Raw genomic sequence first — 19,122 nt, 5'->3', positions numbered from 1 at the left:
TCAGGTCCTTGCAGAAACGGAATCGGAGGAGGCGGCCGGGCGCGTCTCGGCGCCGGCCAGCAGTCGCCGGTAGGCCAGGGCGCACAGCGCCAGGCCCGTCGCGGCGACGAGGAAGGGGGCGGTCAGCCCGAAGGCCTCGACCAGGCGGCCGGCGCCCCAGGAGGCGACGAGCACGCCGAGGCCCTGGAAGACGTGGACCTTGCTGAAGTCGCTGGCGTAGCGGTCGGGCGTGCTGAGCTGGAACAGGCGCAGCTCCAGGCGCACGGTGATGCGGAACAGCGCCCAGCCGAACAGCACCCGGCCGGCCAGGATGGCGGCGACCTCGCCGCTGGCCTGCAGCAGCAGGCCGACGAGGCCGATGGCCAGCGGCAGCAGGATGGCCTGGCCGGCGGGGCGGCGCGCGAGCAGGTCGATCGCCAGCAGGGCCACCGCCACGGCGCCGGGGATGGCGAACACCGCGCCCGCCAGCACCTCGCCGGAGAGCCCGGAGGCCAGCTCCCAGTAGCGGGCGAAGAACGGCCGTGCCAGATAGGCGCTGAAGTAGAACAGCAGCATCACCAGGCCCAGACGCAGGATGGCGCCGCTGGAGGCCGGCCCCCGCTCGGTGGCCGGTGCCGCATGCGGCGCGCGGCCGCGGCGGATCAGCCAGGCGCAGACCGCGACCTGCAGGGCGTCGCCCAGTGCCATCACGCGGAACACCTGGGCCGCGGCCCAGTGCTCCAGCACCAGGCCGCCGACCATGGCGCCGAGGATGCCGCCGGCGTGCACGACGACCGAGAGGGTGCCGATCAGGGTCGCGTGGCGATCCTGGGGCTCGAAGTGCATCAGGTAGGGGTAGACCAGCAGGTAGCTGGCCTTGGCCACCAGCATCGCCAGCGACAGGCCCCAGAACCACGGCAGCGAGGTGACCACGGCGCAGGCGAGGCTGAGCCCGCCCGCCACCAGCTGGGTGACCAGCAGCAGCGGCAGGGTGCCGACCCGGCGTGCCAGGCGCGCCCAGGCGGGCAGCGCCACCAGCACCACCAGGCAGCTCATCGCCAGGTAGGCGCCGATGTGGGACGGGTCCGTCACGCCGAAGCGCGCGTCGAAGAACTGCGGGTAGAAGGGCAGCAGCATGGCATCGCTGATCACCGCCACCGCGGTCACCGCCACCAGCCAGGGCGTCGGGGTCATGCGGGCTCCGCTTGCTCGGGTTCGAAGACCGCCTCGTCGGGCGCGCCGAAGCGCTGATAGGCGATGCGTCGTTCCACCGGATAGATCTCCTTCCCGGTCATCGCGCGGATCAGGCAGGCGTTGCGATAGGGGCCCATGCCCAGGTCCGGGGCTGCCAGGCTGTGGGTATGCAGCTCGGCGTTCTGCACGAACAGCCGGCCCTCGCCGCCGTCGATGTCGTAGAAGCGGCCCACCGCGAAGCGCCCGGCCTCGTCGAAGGCGATGCGCGAGGCGATCGGCGCCAGGAAGTCCGGCATGTGGTAGCGGTAGCCGGTGGCCATGACCAGCGCCTGGGTGCGATGGCGATAGTGGCGCTGCTGCTCGGTGTGCCACAGGGTCAGGTCGTACTCGCCGCGCTCGGCATCGAAACGGCAGGTCTCGAGCTGGGCGTTGGTGAACAGCGACGAGCGCACCTCGCCGACCAGCTCCTTGGCGTAGCGCAGGTCGTAGATGTCGTTGATCAGGTCCTCGTTGATGCCCTTGTAGAGGCCCTTCTGTTCCCGCGTCAGCGCGTTTCGCGTCGCCTCGGGCAGGGCGTGGAAGTAGTCGATGTAGTCCGGCGAGGTCATTTCCAGGGTCAGCTTGGCGTACTCCAGCGGGAAGAAGCGCGGCGAGCGGGTGATCCAGTCGAGCCGGTAGCCGAAGCGGTCGATGTCGGCGAGCAGGTCGCGGTAGATCTCGGCCGCGCTCTGGCCGCTGCCGACCACGGTGATCGCCGGCTGGCGCTGCAGCTCGGCCTTGCGCTGGAGGTACTCGCCGGAGTGCATCGGCCGCGGCTCGACGTCGCGGCAGCCCTCGGGCAGCCAGGGTGTGGTGCCGGTGCCGAGCACCAGATGGCGGGCCAGGTACTCGCGCGCCTCGCCGCTCCCGGTGTCGCGGCAGCTCACGCGGTAGAGGCCGCTGGCCTCCTCGAATTCCACCCGCTCCACCTCGGTGGAGAAGCGCACGCTGTCGAGCTGTTCCACCGCCCACTGGCAGTAGCGGTTGTACTCGTTGCGCAGCAGGAAGAAGCTCTCGCGGATATAGAAGTTGTAGAGCCGGCCCTGCTGCTTCAGGTAGTTGAGCACGCTGAAGCGGCTGGTGGGGTCGGCCATGGTCACCAGGTCGGCGAGGAAGGGCGTCTGCAGGGTGGCGTCCTCCAGCAGCATGCCCGGGTGCCAGTCGAAGCCGTCGCGGCGCTCGAGGAACAGCCCCTCGAGCTCCTCGATGGGATCGGCCAGGCAGGCCAGCCCCAGGTTGAAGGGCCCGAGGCCGATGGCGATGAAGTCGTGAACGTGCTGGGTCATGGACAAGTCTCGTGGCATCAGGAGGCGACGGCGTGGGCCGAGGCGGTGGCGGCGCCATCGCACCAGGCGCGGGCGTGGGCGCCGATGCGCTCGACGATGGCGCTGAGGTCGTCGACGGTGGTCTCCGGGTTGAGCAGGGTGAACTTCAGGTAGCGGCGGCCATCGACCCGGGTGGCGGCGATCACCGCCTCGCCGTGGCGCGAGAGGGCGGCGCGCACGTGGGCGTTCAGGGCGTCCAGCGCCTCGTCGTCCAGATCGAGGTCCTCGGGCCGGTAGCGGAAGATCAGGGTGCTGAGCGGCGGGTCGAGCAGCACCTCGATGTCGGGCCGGGCGGACAGCCGTGCGTGGGCCTCGTCGGCCAGGTCCATGACCCGCTCGAACATCTCGCCCAGGGCGTCGGCGCCCATGATGCGCAGCGTCATCCACAGTTTCAGGGCGTCGAAGCGCTTGGTGGTCTGCAGGCTCTTGTTGACCTGGTCCGGCGTGCCGGCCAGCGCCTGGCTCTCGGGGTTCAGATAGTCGGCGTGATGGGTGACGTGGCGCAGGTCGCTGCCGCGGCGCACCAGGAAGGCGCTGCAGCTCACCGGCTGGAAGAAGGTCTTGTGATAGTCGACGGTGACCGAGTCGGCGTGCTCGATGCCGGCCAGGCGGTGGCGCTCGCGGCGCGAGCACAGCAGGCCCCCGCCGTAGGCGGCGTCGACGTGCAGCCAGATGCCATGCTCTCGGCACAGCGCGGCGATCTCTTCGAGCGGGTCGATGCTGCCGAAGTCGGTGGTGCCGGCGGTGGCCACCACCGCGATCGGGACCAGGTCGAGGGCGATGCACTCCTCGAGGCGCGCCTTGAGCGCCTGCGGGTCCATGCGGTAGTCCGCATCGGTGGCCACCGGCATCACCGCCTGGTAGCCGAGCCCGAGGATCGCCGCCGACTTCTGCAGGCTAAAGTGGCTGAGCTCCGAGCCGAGGATGCGCAGCCGCCGATGGTCCGCCGGCAGGCCCTGCTGCTTGTTGCCGCCGGGGCGGTCCTGGCGCGCGCCGTGATGGTCGCGGGCGATCATCAGCGCCATCAGGTTCGACTGGGTGCCGCCGCTGGTGAACACGCCGTCGGCGTCCTCGCCGAGGCCGATGCGCTCCGCCGTCCAGTCGATCAGCGACTGCTCGATGAAGGTGCCGCCGGCGCTCTGGTCGAAGGTGTCCAGCGAGGAGTTGATCGGCGCCAGGATCGCCTCGGCGAGCACGCCCGGCAGCACCACGGGGCAGTTCAGGTGGGCCACGTAGCGCGGATGATGGAAGTAGACGGCGTCGTCCAGGTAGACGTGCTCCAGCTCCTCCAGGGCCGGACGCAGCTCGCCGAGCGGCGCGTCGAGGTCGATGGCCTCGAAGCGGCCGCGCAGCTCCTCGGGCCGGGCGCCGGTGAAGGGCCGCTCGACCTCGGCCACCTTGCGACGAACCAGGTCGATGCAGCGGGTCGCCTGCTGCCAGTAGGCCTCGGCGTGCCGGGCGTTGAACAGCTGATGGGATGCCAGCGGGGCGGGCTCGGTACCGAGCCGCGGCCCGGGCGCTTCAATCCGTGATGTCATGGGCACCTCGTTCTTTCTGCCTGGCCGGGCCACATGGCCCGGCGCCTGATGCCTCGCGAGCACGAGACAATGCTCCCTTACGAATACAAATCTTTATCATTAATGATGTGTGCAGGAGTGATGACGCAGGCGAGGCGCGGAACTGAACCGTGAATAAGAATTTTTTTATTCAAGCGGCGGTGGATGGGCGGACACGGGGGAGGGAAGAGGGGGGAGGGAATAGAGAAGAGGGAAGCCCGTGCAGAAAATGCGCAGCGAACAAGGAGACGAACCCGCGCGGGCGCTGTCGTATCGCGTGAGGCCCGCCGGGCGTACTAGCCTGAGCGGGTTCGACATTTTCCGACGGAGACCGACCATGGCCCAAGCCCGGATTCTTCAGCAAGGCACGATCCACTGCTTCCCCGCCGGCCTGCGCGACGACGCCGGCGAGCTCGTCAACGCCGAGATCTCCGCCGTGCTGTATGACGGCGAGCGGCTGTTGATGGCCAGCGACAAGCCGGTGCCCGGCGACGAGCGCTCCGCGGTCTTCGCCCTGCCGCTGACGCCCGAGGGCCCGGACGACGCGCAACTGGAATACCTTTCCGCCGCGCGCCTGCAGCAGGCGGTGAAGTACGAGGACTTCGCGCTGACCACCGACGGCCGCCACGTGCTGGCGGTGACCGGCTTCGACCGCATCGAGGAGCAGGGCCACGGGCTGAACGACTACAACCACCTGCTGATCTGGCCGCTCGGCGAACCCGAGGCGGTGCAGGTGGTGGACCCGGACCCGCGCGACGGCGTGGAAGGCTCGCTGGAGCTGCGGCGCAAGCTCAACCTCGCCATCGGCTACCCCTACTACAAGCTCGAGGGGCTGGCCACGGTGCCCGGCGAGCGCGGCGACGGCCTGCTGCTGTTCGGCGTGCGCGAGCAGGGCAACGCCCACGACGACTTCGCGTACGTCAGCCGCGTGGTCGGCGCGCACTACCAGATCACCGACAGCGGCAACATCGAGTTCATCGATGCCCTGCGCGAGCACTTCCGCTTCGTGCCCCACGAGCAGGACGGCGTGCGCTTCGAGTGCGGGCTCTCGAGCCTGGAGTACGATCCCTACCACGCCCGGCTCTACTTCCTGACCAGCTTCGAGGTCGAGGAGGGCGGCCGGGAGCGCATCGGCGGCTACCTGTGGGAGCTCGGCCTGGAGGAATTCCGCGACGGCGTGACGCCGCGGCTGGTGACCACGCCCGAAGGCGAAGCGCTGGAGTTCGAGCACAAGGCCGAGGGCCTGGCCGTGCTCGACCGCGAGCGGCTGTTCGTGGCCTACGACAACGACCGCAACCTCGAGCTCGGCAGCGTGGACGAGCGCGACGAACGCCACGCCTGCGAGGCGCCCTACACGATACTGGAGCTCACGGCGATTCCTGCTTCTTGAGCTGCTTGGTCCAGCGCTGGCGGGCGTACTTGCGCAGGTTCGCCACGTTGTCGGTCTCGTCGACGATGTCCTGGCCGAGGATCGTCTCGATGATGTCTTCCAGGGTGATGAGGCCGACCCAGGTGCCGAGGTCGTCGTAGACCACGCACAGGTGCTGACGGCCCAGTACCATCATGGTGAACACCTGCTCGACGTTGTCCTCGGCCTGAATGGTCGGCACCGAGTGCATCAGCGACTTGAGGTCGACATCGTCGTCGGCCTGGTAGGTGTCGGCCTTGTGGATGTAGCCCAGCGCCTGCTCGCCGCCATCCATCACCGGGAAGCGCGTGAAGGGCGAGTGGCCCAGCTCGTCGTCGAACGCCTTCACCGTCATGCCGGCCTTCACCGTCACCGAGACGGTGCGCGGGGTCATCACGTCCTTCACGGGGATATCGTGCAGGTTGAGGATGTTGACGATCACGCGCGTCTCTTCCGGGTCCAGCGCCTTCTCCTCCTGACCGATCTGGGCCAGCGCCTTGATCTCGCCGCGCATGTCGGTGTCCATGGCGTCCTTGCCGATCCGCTTGGTGATCTGCTCGGACATCCAGATGAAGGGCTTGAGGCACCAGATCATCGCATCGAGCGTGGTGGTCAGCATGCCGGCGAGCTGCCGCCAGTAAGTGGCGCCGATGGTCTTGGGGATGATCTCGGAGACGAACAGGATCAACAGTGTCATCAGCGCCGAGGCCACCCCCAGCCACGCCTCGCCGAACACCACCGTGACCTGGGCGCCGACGCCGGTGGCGCCCACCGTATGGGCGATGGTGTTCAGGGTGAGGATGGCGGCCAGCGGCTGATCGATGTTCTGCTTCAGGCGATTGAGCCGCGCGTGCAGCCTGGGCTTCGTCTCGCGTAGCTGGGCCACGTAGCTCGGGGTGGTGGAGAGCAGCGCCGCCTCGAGCAGCGAGCAGAGAAAGGAAACGCCGATGGAAAGGACTGCGAAGCCGATCAGCAGGAACATGGGGTCTCTTCTAGTGGCCAAGGAGGGTCGAGCCTGGGCATCTTCTCCCGAGCCATCGCCCCCTCGCAAGGCCAGCGGCTATGGCCTTGTCTCTCGGCTTTCGCTATCATACGCAGCCGCTGATAAGGGCCTATAGCTCAGTTGGTTAGAGCAGGGGACTCATAATCCCTTGGTCGTAGGTTCAAGTCCTACTGGGCCCACCAAAAGCACATCCCTCCGAATTTCAGAACGTGCCATAAGCCCCATGATAAGCGGGCTCAGAGACATTTTCTCGTTTCAAGAAGTGCCATAGAGATTCTTGACATGCCCCTAGTTTAGGGGGCATGTATGGGGGCAAGGCTACTTGTCGCTCAGTAGGTGCCCCCATGAGCCATTCCCGCCAGACGAACAAGCTCACCGCTACCGCCGTTCGCAATGCCAAACCCCGCGACAGGACCTACCGCCTGTCCGATGGGGGAGGCATGTACCTTGAGGTGACGCCGAGTGGGGGGAAGTACTGGCGGCTGAAATACCGCTTCCATGGCAAGGAAAAGCGCCTGGCCATCGGTGTCTATGGAGAGAAGGGCGGGGGTGTGTCGCTTGCCCAGGCCCGAGACGCTCGGGACAAGGCCAAGCAGCTGCTGGCTGAAGGGACGGACCCCAGCACCGCCAAGCAGATTTCTAAGCTGGAGGGTAAGGCCGCGTTGGCCAACACCTTTAGGCTCGTGGCGACCGAATGGCTGGAAGAGGTCCACCGGCATAATGTAGTGCCAGCCCACTACAGTAAGAACAAGCGCCGCCTGGAACGAGACGTATACCCCTACGTGGGCAACCGCCCCGTGGCCGACATCACCCCGCTCGAGTTGTTGCAGTGCCTCCGCAAGGTGGAGAAACGGGGGCATCTGGAAACTGCCATCCGCATCAAGACGGTCGTGGGACAGGTCATGCGCTATGCCATTACCACCGGACGCGCCGAGCGCGACCCCGCGGCCGATCTGCGGGGGGCCTTGCGACACCCGACGGTAAGCCATTACCCGGCCATCACCGACCCCGACGAACTGTCTGGCCTCCTTCGTGCCATTGACGGCTATCGCGGCCAGCCCGTCACGATTGCTGCCTTGAAGCTAGCCTCCCTGTTGTTCGTTCGGCCCGGAGAGCTGCGTCACGCTGCCTGGGAGGACTTCAATCTCGACGAGGCCACCTGGAGTTTCCAGCCGAGCAAGAACTCAGCACCGCTGATCGTGCCTCTGCCCCGTCAGGCGCTGATCATACTGCGCGAACTGTATCCGCTGACCGGTGGTGGGCACTTTGTATTGCCTGGCCTGCGTAGCAGCCAGCGGCCGATGTCCGAGAACACGATGAAGGCTGCCCTGGACTCCATGGGCTTCAAGGGAAGGCAGACCGCCCACGGTTTTAGGGCCACGGCGAGGACGATCATCGCCGAGCGCTTGAACTACCCGGAGCACTACGTCGAGCAGCAGCTGGCCCACAGCGTGAAGGACCCCAACGGCCGCGCCTACAATCGGACCAAGTACCTGGACCAGCGGCGGGAGATGCTACAGACGTGGGCGGACTATCTTGACGAGTTGCGAGATAACACTGACAGCGTTCAGTCGCCTCGCACTGTCACTTGATTCACGCGGCGCCACCACCCCTTAGGCAAGCTAGGTCTGATGACCCTAACTCATGGCCTCCGCCATCCATCCCTTCCATGCAATGCGCGAGGAGGAGCGAGATGTCTGATAACGAGCAGCAATTCGGACTCGATGTCCCCAAGTATGTCAACCAGTACTGCAACATTGCTGGCAGTGAAGGCAGGGCATCACCTCTTCATTTGCTCAACGATGATGGCAGCCTAAGACAAGGTCAGGAAGTTCTCTTGGAGATGCTCGCGCAGATGAGGTGCCTAGAGGCTGAAAGCAACAGTTCTCCGGTGCGGCACTCGGAAACGAAACTGTGCTCTGAACTGATAGAGCGCCTCCTAGCCCGGTCCGAGACGCCAATTTCCGATGCCGAACCAATCGCTGCACTACTTCTAGGCTATCTATACCGTGGACTTACACTCCCTAGCCATGAGAGCTATCAAGCACTTAGCGTGAAGGCAATTCAACTTCTCCGCGCCGAATATAGTCGTGGAAAAAACAACATAAAACAGATACAGCAGCTGGGCCGGAAGTGGATGAGGGATAGGGCTATCCAGATTTGGGATGAGGATCACGCTTGCGAGAAGCGCGTCAAGGATGTCGCCCTTGAAGTGCAAGAAGACGCTCAAAGAGAGGCTCAGCGCCTCAAGGAGTTGGGCGATAATCGACCGCTAAGCTGCTGGGGGATGGGCTTGGAGACGATTAGAAAAAACATCAATACGGTTGCACCGGACTATGCCAGGAAGCGGGGGAGGAGGCTCGGAAATTAGACGGCAGTACTCCCGTCTATTTTTAAGTCGTGCTCGGGCCGATAACCTTGGCCATGCATTCATTCCGAGAGGAATCAAGCATGGCCAATACACCCCACAACGTCAGTCTTGTACGCCGCCCCGAGGTTCTGCGCCGTTGCGCTATCTCGAACTCTACCCTGCACCGCCTCATCAATGCCGGAGACTTCCCGGCGCCGATCCAGATTAGTCCTCGCGCAGTAGCCTGGGTCGCTTCTGAAATCGACAGGTGGATCGACCAGCGTATTGAGGACAGCCACAGGGTAACCAGCAGCGAGCGGGAGGAGGGGGAATGAGCATTTTGCCTCATCGTCGGACCCAGAGCCTTGCACTTGCTTGCCACCTAGCTGCACGCGAGATCAACGTGTGTCGATGGCACGGCCATGGGCTATATATGTTGAGCTTCGGAGATGGCGGTCCTGTCAGCGAGCCTGCCTACTACCATCTGGCAATGTTCCGGTCCCGTCGCGCTCGCTTGCGTCGCCCGTTGGGATTGTTGGACATTTCGGGCGTCGGCACGACCCTGCGCGAATCGATCGTTGAAGAGTTCGCCAATAGCTCTGGGCCATGGAAGACGGTCGCCTTTGCCACAGTGCGTGCGGCACTGTCGCAAAAGGAAGCAGCATAAAGGTTACTGGCATGCGCTAGCCGGAGCGTGAAGACACATACCACCGTCGCAGATGACAGGAGGTGATTATGTCAATTGATCCTATCACTGGGTATTACAAGAGCAAGGGTCACGGGAATGGGGCTTGTCGGCAGGCCGGCCCCCACCCTTCCCGTGTGGATGGCACTTACCTGTTGGCCAGGGGGATCGGCAAGTCCCCCATGAGCATGACCGGGGCGACCCTCCTGAATCCGCTCTACTTCATGGATGGCCAGATCAGCCTCGAGTATGTCGAGGCTGGGGATGGCTCCACTCGGAACAAGCCAGCTCCCGATGGTAGGGATGGTTCCGACACTGCCCCTCTTGTCGAACAGTTGTCGGCGTCCGGTCAGGTGCTGGTTGGTGTGCAGTATTCTGCATGCGCTGCCGCCCACGAGGAAACCGGACTGCCTGTCGTGATGGTTACCGGTCCTCAAAAATTGATGTCGGTCTCTCGGCAACTCCGGAAGCTACTGCCGTCGAATGTTTCTGTGGCCATTTTGGTCGACGATAACTGTGAGAGAGATTGCACCCTTAGCATCACCCGTGATGATTTCACGAAGCAGAGGTGTTGCCAGCACGACGGAAAAGCCGGGGAAGTGGAGGAAGGTGAACGAGAGCAGCTCGAGCGTATCTGCGCCATTCTCGAGTGCATGGCAAAGTGTCTGGAGGAATTCCCTGGCAGTTCCACCCATCACGACCACCGCCGCGAGGCGAAGGAGAAGTGATTGATGAAGTCCGTAGAAACGAAGACGGCTGTGTCGGCCAGGTGGCAGGCGCAAGCGTATGTTAGGGCGACGTCACGCGAAAATTCGACCATCGAGGCCGCCTTGGCTGACGCCTTGGCCGCCTACGGCGTGAGCTTGCTACCTAGGGCGTCAGGCCGCTTCGAGCGGTTCGACGCGCCCGATAAGCCCAAGGGCAACGCCAACGGCTGGTATCTCATCCATAGCCCTCAGGCGGCGAGCTTTGGCTTTTGGCACTCGGGCATTTCTGAGTTTGTGACGCTGCACGGCCCCGCTGATCCCGAGGCCGCAGCCCGGGCTCGTCTGGACGCCATGCGCGACCGCGATCGACGCGACCGTGAGCGCCAGCAGCGAGAGGCGCAGGTAGCCGATAAGGCACGTCGCTGGTGGACCGAGGCCCGCCCCGCTGATCCGGCCCACCCCTACCTGGAGCGAAAGCGGCTGCCGTCCCACAACCTGCGCAAGCGCGGCGAGATGCTGCTGATGCCGATGTACCACGATGGGGAGCTGGTCAACTTGGAGCGCATTTTCCCCGACGGCAGTAAGCGCACCCTGGCTGGAGGTCGCGTAAGAGGCGTGGCAAGCCTGATCGGCCGCCGGGCTGGCGCCGAGCGCCTGCTGGTGGCCGAGGGCTGGAGTACCGCCGCCGTCTTGCATGACGCCATGGGCTGCCCGGTCGTGGTCGCGCGCAACGCCGACAACCTGACCCCGGTCGCTCTTCGCCTGCGCCAGCGGCTCCCCGATGCTGACATCACCATCTGTGGTGATGATGATCGCCATCTGCCGGCCCGGGGGCTCACCAACAAGGGAAGAGTCGCTGCCCGACATGCTGCACTGGCCATCGACGCAAGGTTGCTGATGCCGAGCTTCTGCCAGGGCTGCAAGACCTGCACCGACTTTGCCGACGTGCGCCTTTGTCGGCTGGGAGGTGGCCATGGTGAGTGAGTACCGCGACTCCGAGACCGCCATCTGGCAGCCGGACTCGCCTGAGTCTGCCAATACGCCGCCGGACGTGTCCCACTTGACCCCAGTGTCCCAGCCCAGCAATGACGCGGCTTCCAACCGGGACACTACCGAGACGCCTTTTGTCCCGTTGTGTCCCATCGCCCGCGAGGAGGACCCTAGCGCGGCCGAGCCGACCCAGGCCAAGGCGCCCAGCAGGCCTTCTTTCGCCTGCTATCTGACCCCTACCCAGTACGGGCCGCCGGGGCTTTACTTTCACGGGCAGCGCTACCCCCGGGGTGGTGGAGACGCCGAGCCCTTCGAAAAGCGCGTATGCACCCCCATCGAGTGCCTGGCCGCCACCCACGATGAACGCGGCAACAACCACGGGCTTCTGCTTCGCCTCAAGCCGTTGTATGGCCCGTGGCGTCAGTGGGCGATGCCGTTGCGGCTGCTGAAGGGTAGCGGTGAAGAGATGCGCGGCGAGCTGCTGGACATGGGCGTTCGCATCGAGCCCGACGCTTTCAAGGAGCTGAATCAGTGGGCGGCGAAGCAGGTGCCTGATGAGGTAGTGGTGGCGGCGACGCGCGTGGGCTGGCATCAGATGGATGAGAGGCGGGCGTTCGTCATGCCCCGGTGCACCATTGCCCAGGGCGAGTTGGCGAACCGCATCATCTTCCAGAGCGAGAGCTCCACTCAGGATCACTTCACCACCGCCGGCAGTCTGGCGAGCTGGCAAGAGCAAATTGGACGGCTTTGCAGCGACAACCCGCTGATGGTGCTAGCCGTGTCCACGGCCCTGGCAGGTCCGCTGCTGAACCTGACGCACCGCCAGGCCGCCGGCATTCATCTGGTGGGCGATTCATCCAACGGCAAGACCACTCTGCTGGAGGTCGCGGCGAGCGTATGGGGCGGGCCCGACTTCAAGCGCACCTGGCGCGCCACCAGCAATGGGTTGGAGGGTGTAGCCGCCGCCCTGAGCGATACAGCGTTGATACTCGACGAGATCGGCGAGGCCGATGGCCGCGAGATTGGCGCCACCGTCTATGCCTTGGGCAACGGCACTGGCAAGGCCCGCGCCAACCGCAGTGGCAGTGCCCGTCTCCCCAATCGCTGGCGCGTCGCGCTGCTAAGCAGCGGCGAGCGCACCCTGGCTGCCCACATGACAGAGTCCGGAAAGCGGCCTCATGCCGGGCAGGCCGTCCGGCTGCTAGACATCCCCGCCAGGCGTCGCCACGGGGCGTTCGACTACCTGCACCACCTGGCCAATGGTCGCGCCTTCGCGGATCACCTGAAAAGCGAGGTGACTCGCCATTATGGCCACCTTGGGCCGGCGTTTATTGAGCGGCTGGTGGCCGAGAAACGCGACCTGGCAGCTGAGGTGGATCGCTTCGCACAACTACCTGGCTTCGCCGCAACGCGATCACTCCACGGTCGGGCCGCCAAGGTGCTGGCGCTGATCGGCCTGGCCGGTGAGCTGGCCACTGAGTTCGGATTGACGGGCTGGCAGGAAGGCGAGGCGATGGCCGCCGCTATCCAGGCATTCCACGCCTGGGCTGCCGGGCAGGGCGGCGTCAGGTCCGAGCATGAGCAGATTTTGGCCAACGTGTCCGGCTTCATCGAGCGACATGGCGATTCCCGTTTCAGCAGCGTCGAGAGCGACCCGGCCCGTACCCCGACGGTCTACAACCGGGCCGGCTGGTGGCGTGAAGATACTAAGGGTCGCACCTACCTGTTCAATAGCGAGGGGCTGATCGAGGCGCTGGGTGGCTTCGACCTTAAGCGCGGTACCGAAGCCCTTGAGACGGCCGGCTGGCTCGTCGAACGCGATGCTGGCGCGCGGTCCGTGCGCGTGCGGATCAACGGCAACCGCCGCCGCCTATATGCGGTCCGCCCAAGTGAGAGTGAGGAGGGACTGGCATGAGCCTGGAAGACGTTTATCGCGCCTTCGCTGGGACGCCGCGGGACACCCCCTGTCCCCCACGCGTCCCGCCACAACCCCCCGCAGTTGAGCCGTCGGGACGCATGGGACAGGTGGGACAGCACGACAAGCAGGCAGAGCAACGCGAAGTAGGACAAGAGCGTGAGATCGAGATGCTGCTTGCCGCCCTGGCCGATGCGGGGCGCGACCTTGGGCCCAAGCTTGCGCATCGCCTACGCGAGACACTAGTGCCTCTGAGTCAGCAGGTGCGGGCCGAGCTGTTGACCGTGGTAGATGACGCCTTCGAAGTAGCACTCGATGTTGATGACGCCCGCCGGCATGCTGGTCACCTGCTGGGGGATTCCGCTGCTGTGGAGGCTGCCAAGGCGGTTTGGCCGGCTTACCCCGCGCCACCGCCAATCGAAGCCCTGGCGGCAGCATCAAGCGACGTTGAGCCGCCCTGGATGACCTATGTTGCCCGCCACTGCGAGCTGGTGCCGGATGACTGGTGTTACCTGCTGCACCGTCTGACGGGCCGGCCCGAAGTCGAGGCCGACAAACTGGCCCGCCAGTATGTCGAAGCATGGGCGGCAGCGGCATATGCCGAGCCCCAGGCCCACCGCCGCGCCAATGCCGGCAGGAGGGCTGCTAATGCGATGCTGAGAGGGGTGACAATGTAAACTAGAGCAACCCTGAGGGCTGTCTGCCAACAGCTATTCGTTACGCCTATTGATGACTGATGGCTGATGATACTCCCCGACAGTTACGCTCATGTCGGTGCACCTTCAGTCCTACAGTAACTTTGGACATTCTCATCACGCCATCCGGGAGGATCGCATCATGAGCAAGCACGATTGGGAGGCCTGCCAGCGCGACTACCGCGTCGGCCAGCTCTCCATCCGCCATCTCGCCGCCAAGCACGGCATCCCCGAATCGACCATCCGCAGCAAGGCCCAGGCCGAGGGCTGGCAGCGTGACCTGACCGAGCCCGTGCGCGAGGCGACCAAGGTCAAGTTGAGCCGCGCCCCTTCGCGCAGTGGAGTCGCGCACCAAGAGGACGACGTCCTCATCGAGCAGGCCAGCGACGAGGCGGTCTCGCTGCTTCTCGAGCACCGCCAGGCCATCGCCCGCTGGCGCAGCATCTCCGACCGGCTGGCCGCCACCCTGGCGATCATGCCCATCACGGAAGAGAACTACGATCGATTCGGGCGCAGCCTCAACAGCGGCCTCGAGGCCTTGGCCAAGGCCATCCGGCTGGAGCGGCAGGCCTATAACCTGAACGATGCCCCCACCGATGGGCTGAAGAGCTTCGCTGAGCTGATGGCCGAGGTTGCCCCCGAGGAGTATTGATACCCGCCGTCGCTCAAAGGGAGGGCAGGCTTGTATGGGTGGCGGCCTACCCCTGCCCCTCACTTCGCTTCGCTGTGTATGATGGCCACAATCAACATCACCAGATTCATCAACGTGGGGAAGCATCGTGAACACGGACAGTCACTCTCAGACGGCGGCCTTCATCTGGTCCGTCGCGGACCTGCTGCGCGGCGATTTCAAGCAGTCCCAGTATGGGCGGGTGATCCTGCCGTTCACCCTGCTGCGGCGCCTGGAATGCGTGCTGGCGCCGACCAAGGCGGCGGTGCTGGCCGGGGCCCAGGAGCACCAGGCCAAGCCCGAGGCGGTGCGTGAGAAGCTCTTGCTTAGGGCGGCCGAGCAGCAGTTCTTCAACGCCTCGCCGCTGACGCTGGGCACCCTCTCGGATACCCAGACCGCCGACGACCTGATGAGCTACGTGCAGGCGTTCAGCCAGGACGCCCGCGAGATCTTCGATCACTTCCACTTCGAGGACTTCGTCCAGCAGCTCGCCGCCAACGACCTGCTCTACCAGGTGGTGCAGCGGGTCGCCAGCATCGACCTGAGCCCGGAGCGGATCACCAACTACGGCATGGGGGTGATCTTCGAGGAGCTGATCCGCAAGTTCGCCGAGAGCTCCAACGAGACCGCCGGGGAGCACTTCACACCCCGCGACATCGTGCACCTGACCACCTCGCTGGTGCTGACCGGCCAGGACGAGACCCTGCGCCCGCACCGCATCGCCACCGTCTACGACCCCACGGCGGGCACCGGCGGCTTCCTCTCCGAGAGCGACGAGTACATCCAGCAGGTCAGCGACCGGGTCACGGTGTCGCTGCACGGCCAGGAGCTGAACCCGGAGTCCTACGCCATCTGCAAGGCGGACATGCTGATCAAGGGCCAGGACGTGGCCCAGATCAAGCTCGGCAACACCCTCTCCGACGACCAGCTGCCCGCCGAGCGCTTCGATTTCATGCTCGCTAACCCACCGTTCGGGGTCGAGTGGAAAAAGGTCCAGAAGCAGGTCACCGACGAGCACAAGCAGAAGGGCTACGACGGCCGCTTCGGCCCCGGCCTGCCGCGCGTCTCCGATGGCTCGCTGCTGTTCCTGATGCACCTGGTCAGCAAGATGCGCAGCCCCAAGGACGGCGGCTCGCGGATCGGCATCATCCTCAACGGCTCGCCGTTGTTCACCGGCGGGGCCGGCAGCGGGGAGTCCGAGATCCGCCGCTACCTGCTGCAGCACGACCTGGTCGAGGCGATCGTCGCCCTGCCCACGGACATGTTCTACAACACCGGCATCGCCACCTACGTGTGGGTGCTCTCCAACCACAAGCCGGCCGAGCGGCGGGGCAAGGTGCAGCTGATCAACGCCACCGAGCGCTACACCAAGATGCGCAAGTCGCTGGGCAGCAAGCGTCAGTACGTGACCGACCGCGACATCGACGAGATCGTGCGTGGCTACGGCGCCTTCCAGGAGACCGAGGAGAGCAAGATCTTCCCGGTGGAGGCCTTCGGCTACCGGCGCATCACCGTCGAGCGGCCGCTGCGCCTCAACTTCCAGGCGAGCCCCGAGCGCCTGGCCAGGCTCGATGACGAGAAGGCCCTACAGAAGCTCTCAGAAGCCGACAGAGAGGCCCTCAGGGCCGCCTGCGCCACCCTGGGCGCCGAGTGCCGCTACACCAACCGAGACGCCTTCACCAAGGACCTGAAGGCCACGCTCAAGCCCACCGGCCTCAAGGTCGGCGCCCCGCTGCTGAAGGCGATCCTCAACGCCCTGTCCGAGCGCGACCCCGAGGCCGAGATCTGCACCGACAAGAAGGGCAATCCCGAACCCGACAGCGGCCTGCGTGACAACGAGAACGTGCCGCTGGACGAGTCGGTGTTCGACTACTTCGAGCGCGAGGTGAAGCCTCACGTCCCCGACGCCTGGATCGACGAGGACAAGCGTGACGAACTGGATGGCCGCATCGGCATCGTCGGCTTCGAGATCCCCTTCAACCGGCATTTCTACACCTTCGAGCCGCCGCGCCCGCTGGAGGCCATCGACGCCGACTTGAAGGCCTGCACCGACCGGATCAAGACAATGATCGAGGAGCTGTCGGCATGACAAATTTGAAGGGATCAAATTTGAACAGACGCGAAGCGGCTGGCCCGAAGGGCGAGGGCAGGGACAGCCCGAGTACCTTTCCCGCGTATCCCGAATACAAGGACTCCGGCGTCGAGTGGTTGGGAGAGGTGCCGGCGCACTGGCAGGTAGAGCGAAATAAACGGATGTTCCGCATTGTCAGCAGGCCTGTCGGTAAAAGTGGAAGTCAGTATCAGCTTCTTTCTCTGACACTTAGAGGTGTGGTTCCCAGAGACCTCGATGGTAAAGGAAAGTACCCGGCAGAGTTTGATACTTACCAAGTTGTTCAGCCTGGAGACGTCGTTTTTTGTCTATTTGATATTGATGAGACGCCACGGACTGTTGGCTATTCTAGTCTCCACGGAATGATTACAGGAGCTTATTCTGTTGCGAAGGCATTGCCAGAATCACACCCCGGCTATGTTTACTATTATTACTACCACATTGACTTGAGGAAAGGGCTGAGGCCTTTTTACACTGGCCTCAGAAAGGTTGTTCGCCCGGAAACCTTCTCTAATCTTGAAATGCCCTGTCCTCCGGTACTAGAGCAGGTAGCTATTTCCAACTTCCTCGACCACGAGACTGCCCGCATCGACGCCCTGGTGGAGGAGCAGCAGCGCCTGATCGCGCTGCTCAAGGAGAAGCGCCAGGCGGTGATCTCCCATGCCGTGACCAAGGGCCTCGATCCCGACGTGCTGATGAAGGACTCGGGCGTGGAGTGGCTGGGGAAAGTGCCGGCGCATTGGGAGGTATGTAAGCTCGGTCATGTTTGTCGCCTACAAGGTGGGTACGCCTTTAATTCATCCAGATTCTCACAAGATGGAGTGACGATCGTTCGGATGAACAACCTTAAAAGAGGGAGGCTGGATCTTGAAAATTCAGTCAAAATACCTCCTGAGGATTGCGATTCCCGGTTTCAGTTAGCTGGAGGTGACATTCTTTACGGCATGTCTGGAAGTATTGGCGACACAGGGAGTCTTGGGAACTATGCGATAGTGAATCGTGACGACCTGCCGGCACAGCTGAATCAGCGTGTAGGGCGCTTCGTGCTTGAAAGAGGGCTGCTAGGCAATTACCTGGAACTTGTTATCCAAAGTTCGTCATTTTATGAGCAGGTGCTTGATCAAGTCACGGGTACTGCTCAGTTTAATGTAAGCTCAGACCAAGTCGAATCCTGCAAAATAGCATTTCCAGAAATGGAAGAGCAGGAGCTAATCGCCCAAGGTGTTCAAGCCAGGCTTGTAAAGATGGATAGACTAATGGAGTTGGCTGCCGATCAAATCCACTATCTCCAAGAACGCCGCTCTGCCCTGATCTCCGCCGCTGTTACCGGCAAGATCGACGTTCGTGGCTGGACGCCGCCGGCCGACGCGGTGCCAGCCGATCAGGACGCCCCCATGGAGGCGGTATGACTCAGGGACGCAGCATCCGGCTCTTCCTCGTGGACGGCACGCCTAACGGCCTGCTCACCGCCGAGATCATGAACTGGACCGGCCACGTGCTCACCGGGCCTCGCAGCAAGCTCAGCGAGCTGGTGCAGCGCCCGGAGTGCGGCCGCACCGGGATCTACTTCCTGGTCGGGCCGGACCCCGAGAACAGCCTGCGCCCGCTGGTCTACATCGGCGAGAGCGACGACGTGGCCACACGGCTCAAGCAGCACAACCGCCCCGAAGAGAAGGGCGGCAAGGACTTCTGGGAGAAGGTCTGCCTGGTCACCAGCAAGGACCAGAATCTGACCAAGGCCCACGTGAAGTACCTCGAGAGCCTGCTGATCCACAACGCCGGCGAGGTCGGGCGCAGCCGGCTGATCAATGGCACCGCCCATGAATACATCGGCCTTCCCGAGGCCGACAGGGCCGACATGGCCTTCTTCCTGGAGCAGATCCGCACCGTGCTGCCGGTGCTGGGGCTCGATTTCCTGCGCGACCGCCCGATGCCCTCCAGCGCCGCCTCCGAATCCGCCGAGACCGAGCGCCAGCCCTCGCCGCGCTTCGTCGCCGAGGTGCCCCGTTTCGGGATCAGGGCCCTGGGCCAGGAGATCGACGGCGAGTTCTACGTGCTGAAGGGGTCCCTGGCCCGGGGTAGCTGGACCGGCGCCGATGGCGGCTACCAGAACCTCTACCAGCAGCTCTGCGACGACGGCGTGCTGGTGGAGGCCGAGCAGGGGCTGCGCCGCTTCGCCAGCGACTATGCCTTCTCGAGCCCCAGCGCCGCCGCTGCGGTGGTCTCTGGACGCAGTGCCAACGGGCGCGAGCACTGGAAGGTTGAGGGCAACGGCCAGACCTACGCCGCCTGGCAGGATCAGCAGGTGAGCGCCGCTGCCTCTATCGAGGAGACTTGCCTAGACTAGCTGTAGGGTCCCGGATGATCAAATCGCCTATAGAAGTTATCCTCTGCTAGCCGCCAGAGAGCTTCTTCAGCAATTCATCCGGGAGCAGATTCATGGACATCAAGCTGCATAAGCAAGCGACGACGACACCGAAGATCCGTGCCGAAATC

Annotated in this window: 17 protein-coding genes and 1 tRNA gene; 14 read left to right on the top strand and 4 right to left on the bottom strand. The window is 64.3% G+C overall.

Translation table 11 applies throughout. The features are described 5' to 3' along the window. Genes ACGTNF_RS13730 through ACGTNF_RS13720 form a run of 3 tightly spaced genes read right to left on the bottom strand, consistent with a single transcriptional unit; the run spans window position 1 to window position 4,075 of the window. Window positions 1-1,173, bottom strand: a complete 1,173-nt coding sequence (locus ACGTNF_RS13730) for an MFS transporter (RefSeq protein WP_394602158.1) — start codon at window positions 1,171-1,173, stop codon at window positions 1-3. Beyond that, window positions 1,170-2,498 (bottom strand): lysine N(6)-hydroxylase/L-ornithine N(5)-oxygenase family protein, encoded by a 1,329-nt coding sequence (locus ACGTNF_RS13725; protein WP_394602157.1) that lies wholly within the window; start codon window positions 2,496-2,498, stop codon window positions 1,170-1,172. Before ACGTNF_RS13725 ends, ACGTNF_RS13730 begins: the two co-directional genes overlap by 4 nt. A gap of 17 nt (window positions 2,499-2,515) precedes the next feature. Continuing rightward, window positions 2,516-4,075, bottom strand: coding sequence for a pyridoxal phosphate-dependent decarboxylase family protein (locus tag ACGTNF_RS13720; RefSeq protein ID WP_394602156.1), 1,560 nt, complete (start codon window positions 4,073-4,075; stop codon window positions 2,516-2,518). Window positions 4,076-4,430: 355 nt separating this feature from the next. On the opposite strand from ACGTNF_RS13720, the gene ACGTNF_RS13715 reads away from it, so the two are divergent. Beyond that, window positions 4,431-5,483, top strand: a complete 1,053-nt coding sequence (locus tag ACGTNF_RS13715; protein ID WP_394602155.1) for a hypothetical protein — start codon at window positions 4,431-4,433, stop codon at window positions 5,481-5,483. Here the strand turns inward: ACGTNF_RS13715 and ACGTNF_RS13710 are convergent. Next, window positions 5,461-6,483, bottom strand: a complete 1,023-nt coding sequence (locus ACGTNF_RS13710; RefSeq protein ID WP_394602154.1) for a CNNM domain-containing protein — start codon at window positions 6,481-6,483, stop codon at window positions 5,461-5,463. The two genes, ACGTNF_RS13715 and ACGTNF_RS13710, sit on opposite strands and share 23 nt — an antisense overlap. A gap of 126 nt (window positions 6,484-6,609) precedes the next feature. Here ACGTNF_RS13710 and ACGTNF_RS13705 point away from each other — a divergent pair. The 13 genes from ACGTNF_RS13705 to ACGTNF_RS13645 all read left to right on the top strand — a co-directional run bounded on the left by ACGTNF_RS13705 (window position 6,610) and on the right by ACGTNF_RS13645 (window position 18,973). Then, window positions 6,610-6,686 (top strand) — tRNA-Ile (locus ACGTNF_RS13705). A 162-nt stretch (window positions 6,687-6,848) separates the two neighbouring features. After that, a complete protein-coding gene (locus tag ACGTNF_RS13700) occupies window positions 6,849-8,096 on the top strand; it encodes a tyrosine-type recombinase/integrase (protein WP_394602153.1) in 1,248 nt (415 codons plus the stop codon). Between the two features lie 101 nt (window positions 8,097-8,197). Beyond that, complete coding sequence (locus tag ACGTNF_RS13695) at window positions 8,198-8,875, top strand: hypothetical protein (RefSeq protein ID WP_394602152.1); 678 nt, start codon at window positions 8,198-8,200, stop codon at window positions 8,873-8,875. Window positions 8,876-8,955: 80 nt separating this feature from the next. After that, window positions 8,956-9,189, top strand: coding sequence for a helix-turn-helix transcriptional regulator (locus ACGTNF_RS13690; RefSeq protein WP_394602151.1), 234 nt, complete (start codon window positions 8,956-8,958; stop codon window positions 9,187-9,189). Beyond that, the gene (locus ACGTNF_RS13685) at window positions 9,186-9,521 is read left to right on the top strand and encodes a hypothetical protein (protein WP_394602150.1); all 336 of its coding nucleotides are present in this window, start codon (window positions 9,186-9,188) and stop codon (window positions 9,519-9,521) included. The genes ACGTNF_RS13690 and ACGTNF_RS13685 overlap by 4 nt, the downstream gene beginning before the upstream one ends. Window positions 9,522-9,589: 68 nt before the next feature. Continuing rightward, window positions 9,590-10,267, top strand: a complete 678-nt coding sequence (locus ACGTNF_RS13680) for a primase/helicase family protein (RefSeq protein WP_394602149.1) — start codon at window positions 9,590-9,592, stop codon at window positions 10,265-10,267. Between the two features lie 3 nt (window positions 10,268-10,270). Then, window positions 10,271-11,230 carry a toprim domain-containing protein gene (locus ACGTNF_RS13675; protein ID WP_394602148.1) on the top strand — a complete coding sequence of 320 codons (960 nt, stop codon included), beginning with the start codon at window positions 10,271-10,273 and terminating at the stop codon, window positions 11,228-11,230. After that, window positions 11,220-13,151: a DUF927 domain-containing protein gene (locus tag ACGTNF_RS13670; RefSeq protein ID WP_394602147.1), complete on the top strand. Its 1,932-nt coding sequence runs from the start codon at window positions 11,220-11,222 to the stop codon at window positions 13,149-13,151. Before ACGTNF_RS13675 ends, ACGTNF_RS13670 begins: the two co-directional genes overlap by 11 nt. 101 nt (window positions 13,152-13,252) lie before the next feature. Then, window positions 13,253-13,828 carry a hypothetical protein gene (locus ACGTNF_RS13665; RefSeq protein WP_394602146.1) on the top strand — a complete coding sequence of 192 codons (576 nt, stop codon included), beginning with the start codon at window positions 13,253-13,255 and terminating at the stop codon, window positions 13,826-13,828. A gap of 160 nt (window positions 13,829-13,988) precedes the next feature. Beyond that, window positions 13,989-14,498 (top strand): helix-turn-helix domain-containing protein, encoded by a 510-nt coding sequence (locus ACGTNF_RS13660; RefSeq protein WP_394602145.1) that lies wholly within the window; start codon window positions 13,989-13,991, stop codon window positions 14,496-14,498. A 127-nt stretch (window positions 14,499-14,625) separates the two neighbouring features. Further along, entirely contained in the window at window positions 14,626-16,605 is a 1,980-nt protein-coding gene (locus ACGTNF_RS13655) for a type I restriction-modification system subunit M (protein WP_394602144.1), read from the top strand. Continuing rightward, a complete protein-coding gene (locus ACGTNF_RS13650) occupies window positions 16,602-18,035 on the top strand; it encodes a restriction endonuclease subunit S (protein ID WP_394602143.1) in 1,434 nt (477 codons plus the stop codon). Before ACGTNF_RS13655 ends, ACGTNF_RS13650 begins: the two co-directional genes overlap by 4 nt. Then, window positions 18,032-18,973, top strand: coding sequence for a GIY-YIG nuclease family protein (locus tag ACGTNF_RS13645; RefSeq protein WP_394602142.1), 942 nt, complete (start codon window positions 18,032-18,034; stop codon window positions 18,971-18,973). Before ACGTNF_RS13650 ends, ACGTNF_RS13645 begins: the two co-directional genes overlap by 4 nt. Window positions 18,974-19,122 lie beyond the last annotated feature (149 nt).

The organism is Halomonas sp. B23F22_10 (assembly GCF_043496975.1).
Taxonomy (GTDB): Bacteria; Pseudomonadota; Gammaproteobacteria; order Pseudomonadales; family Halomonadaceae; genus Halomonas; species Halomonas smyrnensis.
Note: the sequence above shows the minus strand (reverse complement) of the source record. Positions and strands in the feature narration are given on the sequence as shown.

Coding starts and splice junctions, on each gene's coding strand:
- ACGTNF_RS13685 (WP_394602150.1), top strand. CDS start 9,186: ATGAGCATTTTGCCTCATCGTCGGACCCAGAGCCTTGCACTTGCTTGC.
- ACGTNF_RS13725 (WP_394602157.1), bottom strand. CDS start 2,498: ATGACCCAGCACGTTCACGACTTCATCGCCATCGGCCTCGGGCCCTTC.
- ACGTNF_RS13695 (WP_394602152.1), top strand. CDS start 8,198: ATGTCTGATAACGAGCAGCAATTCGGACTCGATGTCCCCAAGTATGTC.
- ACGTNF_RS13670 (WP_394602147.1), top strand. CDS start 11,220: ATGGTGAGTGAGTACCGCGACTCCGAGACCGCCATCTGGCAGCCGGAC.
- ACGTNF_RS13645 (WP_394602142.1), top strand. CDS start 18,032: ATGACTCAGGGACGCAGCATCCGGCTCTTCCTCGTGGACGGCACGCCT.
- ACGTNF_RS13730 (WP_394602158.1), bottom strand. CDS start 1,173: ATGACCCCGACGCCCTGGCTGGTGGCGGTGACCGCGGTGGCGGTGATC.
- ACGTNF_RS13675 (WP_394602148.1), top strand. CDS start 10,271: ATGAAGTCCGTAGAAACGAAGACGGCTGTGTCGGCCAGGTGGCAGGCG.
- ACGTNF_RS13720 (WP_394602156.1), bottom strand. CDS start 4,075: ATGACATCACGGATTGAAGCGCCCGGGCCGCGGCTCGGTACCGAGCCC.
- ACGTNF_RS13715 (WP_394602155.1), top strand. CDS start 4,431: ATGGCCCAAGCCCGGATTCTTCAGCAAGGCACGATCCACTGCTTCCCC.
- ACGTNF_RS13650 (WP_394602143.1), top strand. CDS start 16,602: ATGACAAATTTGAAGGGATCAAATTTGAACAGACGCGAAGCGGCTGGC.
- ACGTNF_RS13680 (WP_394602149.1), top strand. CDS start 9,590: ATGTCAATTGATCCTATCACTGGGTATTACAAGAGCAAGGGTCACGGG.
- ACGTNF_RS13660 (WP_394602145.1), top strand. CDS start 13,989: ATGAGCAAGCACGATTGGGAGGCCTGCCAGCGCGACTACCGCGTCGGC.
- ACGTNF_RS13690 (WP_394602151.1), top strand. CDS start 8,956: ATGGCCAATACACCCCACAACGTCAGTCTTGTACGCCGCCCCGAGGTT.
- ACGTNF_RS13710 (WP_394602154.1), bottom strand. CDS start 6,483: ATGTTCCTGCTGATCGGCTTCGCAGTCCTTTCCATCGGCGTTTCCTTT.
- ACGTNF_RS13700 (WP_394602153.1), top strand. CDS start 6,849: ATGAGCCATTCCCGCCAGACGAACAAGCTCACCGCTACCGCCGTTCGC.
- ACGTNF_RS13665 (WP_394602146.1), top strand. CDS start 13,253: ATGGGACAGGTGGGACAGCACGACAAGCAGGCAGAGCAACGCGAAGTA.